General features: G+C 65.6%; 3 protein-coding genes. 2 read left to right on the forward strand and 1 reads right to left on the reverse strand.

What is annotated here, in order from left to right; all coding sequences use genetic code 11:
• Positions 1 to 142 precede the first annotated feature (142 nt).
• Positions 143 to 1150 (reverse strand): L,D-transpeptidase family protein, encoded by a 1008-nt coding sequence (locus tag AC3A3G_RS16295; RefSeq protein ID WP_244878399.1) that lies wholly within the window; start codon positions 1148 to 1150, stop codon positions 143 to 145.
• A gap of 274 nt (positions 1151 to 1424) precedes the next feature.
• On the opposite strand from AC3A3G_RS16295, the gene AC3A3G_RS16300 reads away from it, so the two are divergent.
• Together AC3A3G_RS16300 and AC3A3G_RS16305 are read left to right on the forward strand one after the other, a co-directional pair.
• Positions 1425 to 2726 (forward strand): mechanosensitive ion channel, encoded by a 1302-nt coding sequence (locus tag AC3A3G_RS16300; RefSeq protein WP_487488727.1) that lies wholly within the window; start codon positions 1425 to 1427, stop codon positions 2724 to 2726.
• A 79-nt stretch (positions 2727 to 2805) separates the two neighbouring features.
• Entirely contained in the window at positions 2806 to 3498 is a 693-nt protein-coding gene (locus tag AC3A3G_RS16305; RefSeq protein ID WP_487488728.1) for an IS6 family transposase, read from the forward strand.
• The last annotated feature ends 146 nt before the right edge of the window (positions 3499 to 3644 follow it).

The raw sequence follows: 3644 nt of genomic DNA on the forward strand, positions 1-3644 counted from the left end.
CTGCTTTTCTTCACGTCCGTCTCCTTGATGAAACGGACTCTCACTCAAATCGGGGGATCAGGAAGGGAGCACGTCACAACGCATCAGCGTAAGGTTGGTGTCAGGAAATCAAGACCTTAGCTGTGGCGTGCGGGGCGGCGGATCAGTTGCGGAAGATCACATCCATGCCGGGATTCACCGCCGCCGCCAGCTGCTGTGCGTCCCAGTTGGTCAGGCGCACGCAGCCATTGGACGCGGTTTTGCCGATCAGTTCGGGATCTGGCGTACCGTGGATGCCGTAGGTGTCGCGTGACAGGTCGATCCAGACCACGCCGACCGGATTGTTGGGCCCGGCGGCGACCACCAGTTTCTGTTTCCCATCGCCATAGCTCAGGCGCGACGGGTCGTAGGTGTAGTCGGGCGCTTTGGCCACGCCGACCACCTTCAGGTTCCCCGTCGGCGCCGGCCGCTCGCTGCTGCCGATGGTGGCGGGATAGACGGCGAGGACGCCGCCCGAGCGATCGAAGGCGGTGACCCGGCTGGAAGTCTTGTCGACCTCGATCCTCACGACTTCGGCCAGCGACGGCGTCGCCACCGCCGGCACCACGATGGTCTGCCCGGCCCGGCTGAGATCGACGCCGGGATTGAGGGCGTCGAATAGGGCCTCGGTCATATGGAACCGCTCCGCCAGCGCTTCCTTCAGCGTGGCGTATCCGAGCGCAGTCAGCCGCGCCTTGCCCTCAAGGTCGTCCGGCAGGGCCCCAATGTAGGGACCTGCAAGGTCCTGGGCGGTGATGACGTAGTCGCTCAGTACGGGCCGGCTGTCCGCCGCCAGGCGGCTGAACACTTCGGCGTCGAGCTGCCCATCGACGGTCAGACCATTGGCGGTCTCAAAGGCCGCGATCGCCTGCCGCATGTTTTCCCCGTCCAGACCATCGATGGCTCCGGGCGAAAAGGGCGAGCGATCCAGGAGAATCTGCGCCCGGATCAGGGCTGCGGTCGGTGCTGGTGTCGTGGGAACGACGTCCTCACCCGCTGGGACCTGCGTCGGCGTGCTTGCAAAAGGCGGCGTCGACCCTGGCGTCGCCGCGGGCGCGTTAGAAGGCGACAGCTTCGCCGGCGGCTCGAATGTCGCGGCCTCGATCGCCTGCCGCGACAGGCCCGCGGCCATCGGGCGCTCTGGCGCAGCGACAGCGACGGGCGCAGGTTCCGGCCGAGCCGCTTGGTCAGGAGACGGCGCGCCGCAGGCGGCCAGCCCTACCAACAGTGAAAGCGGGATGACGCGAATGAACATCATAATCCAGAACTGTGAGCGACGAGTAGCGATCGACCAACCCGACTGCTTATGGGCGGTTCCCCGCGTGAAAGCCATCGCCAGGCGGAACCCCCTCAGCTTTGCACCGTTAGTTCGGCGACGCTTGCGAGGGAGCGTCGTGGAGGGTTGAATGCAAACGGCAAACTACGAGTTCATCGGCTGGAACGCGCTCATTTACGAATGGGGCCCCAAGGCGCTCGGAGCCCTGGTCATCCTGGTCGCGGCCTGGTTTATCGGCAAGGCCGTCAAATGGGCGCTGGCCAAGGGCATCAACCGCATTCCGGGCGCCTCGAAAGCGACCGCCAGCGATAATCCCAAACATTCTATCGGCGCTAGCCTGGGCGACGTCGCCTTCTGGCTGATCCTGCTTTTCGGCGTCGTCGCGGCGCTCGGCGTCCTCAACCTCGGCCAGGTCGTCACCCCCCTCAACACCCTTCTGACCCAAGTCGCCGCCTTCGTCCCGAGCGTGCTGGGCGCCGTCCTGATCTTCTTCATCGGTTTCGTCGTCGCCACCCTGGCCAGGCGGGTCGTCGAGGCCGCCCTGCAGGCCGCCAACGCCGATCGCTGGCTTGAGAAGGCCGGTCTGACAAAGGCGACCGGATCGACCGGTGTCAGCACGGCCATCGGTACCCTGGTGTTCGTCCTGATCCTCATCCCGATCACCATCGCCGCCCTGGAACAGCTCGGCATCGAATCCCTCACGGTTCCCGCCGTGGCCGTCCTCTCGACCGTCCTGGCGGCGATTCCCCACGTCCTCGCCGCCGCCATCGTCCTCGCTGTAGGCTGGTTCATCGGTCGCTGGGTCGCCCAGCTGATCGAACGCATCCTGCCGGCCACCGGCTTCGATCGCAGCATCTCCAGCCTGACCAGCCTCACGGCCACGCCCGAGAAGCCGGCCCAACCGACGCCTGCCGTCGCGCCCTATGCCGGGGACGTCACGCCGGCTACGGCGCGGGCGCTCGGGGGGGAGGCGCCGAAAGCCCTGACGCCGTCGTCCATCGTCGGCAAGATCGCCATGGCCGCCATCGTGGCCTTCACCGCAGTGGAGGCCGCCAAGCTGCTGCAATTCGGCACGATCGCCGTGACCTTGCAGGAAATCTTGGCGCTGGCGGGTCATGTCATCGTCGGCGGGATCGTCATCACCGCCGGCGTTCTGATCGGCGGCGTCCTGGCCAATCTGATCAACAAGGGCACCAACGGTGCCGACGGGTTCGCGTCGACCCTGGTCCGCTGGGCGACCATTGCGCTGGCGACCGCCATGGGCCTGCGCTTCATGGGCATCGCCGACGACATCGTCCTGCTCGCCTTCGGTCTGATCCTCGGCGCCGCCGCCGTTGCTGCGGCCCTGGCCTTTGGTCTCGGCGGACGCGATGCGGCCGGCAAGGTGGCTCAGATGTGGGCCGACAAGGTCACCAAGACCCCGCCACAATAAGTCGTACGGGTGCTGTCAGTCTAACGCTAGCTTGTCTCCACTTAAGGCCAGCGTAAACGGCTGATCGGAGACGCCTTTCATGAAGCCTCTATCATTCAAGCGCCACCGGTTTCCGGCGGATGTGATCCGCCATGCGGTGTGGCTCTATTTTCGCTTCAGTCTGAGCCTGCGCGACGTCGAGGAAATGCTCGCCGCGCGCGGGATCGAGGTTAGCTACGAGACGATCCGGTGCTGGACGCGGAAGTTCGGGCCGCTGATCGCCCGGCGTCTGAAGAAGCGACGGCCGGCGCCGTCGCCGCGCTGGCATCTGGATGAGATGGTGTGCTGGATAGGCGGCCGGCGAATGTACCTGTGGCGAGCCGTCGACGACGAAGGCGAGGTCCTTGACGTCGTCGTCCAGCGGCGGCGAGACAATGAGGCGGCGCTGAAGTTGCTCGGTCGGCTCCTGCGAAATCAGCCTGTTGGGCCGGAACGGATCACCACGGACGGCCTAGCGTCATATGGCTCGGCGCTTCGGGAGCTGGGGTTGAAATATCTTCATCGACCAGGCCGGCTACGGGAGAACAATCGGGTCGAGAACTCTCATCTGCCGATCCGACGACGAGAGCGACAGCAGCAGGGGTTCAAATCCCAGGCCTCCGCCCAGAAGTTCCTCACCACCCATGCCGCGATCTATAACACCTTCAACGTCCAACGTCATTTGATCAGCCGACCGACCCTTCGCCGCTTCCGCGCCGAGGCGGATGTGGCATGGGCGGCGGCTACGGCCTGAGCAGGGCGGGGTAAGGGGGCTTCTGATCCTGGGCCGCTTAACCTGACAGTACCCCCCGGCGGACAACCCATGTCCGCTTCTGATGCTGTGGACGGCTCTCCAACCCACCGGCGGCGTTAAGCCTCCGGCAGAGCTGGAGGAGAGCC

The sequence above is a fragment of the Brevundimonas sp. Soil_N_31 genome, assembly GCF_057655995.1.

Bases quoted from the DNA above. Each gene is read 5' to 3' on its own strand.
- AC3A3G_RS16305 (WP_487488728.1), top strand. From the start codon at position 2,806: ATGAAGCCTCTATCATTCAAGCGCCACCGGTTTCCGGCGGATGTGATC.
- AC3A3G_RS16295 (WP_244878399.1), bottom strand. From the start codon at position 1,150: ATGGCCGCGGGCCTGTCGCGGCAGGCGATCGAGGCCGCGACATTCGAG.
- AC3A3G_RS16300 (WP_487488727.1), top strand. From the start codon at position 1,425: ATGCAAACGGCAAACTACGAGTTCATCGGCTGGAACGCGCTCATTTAC.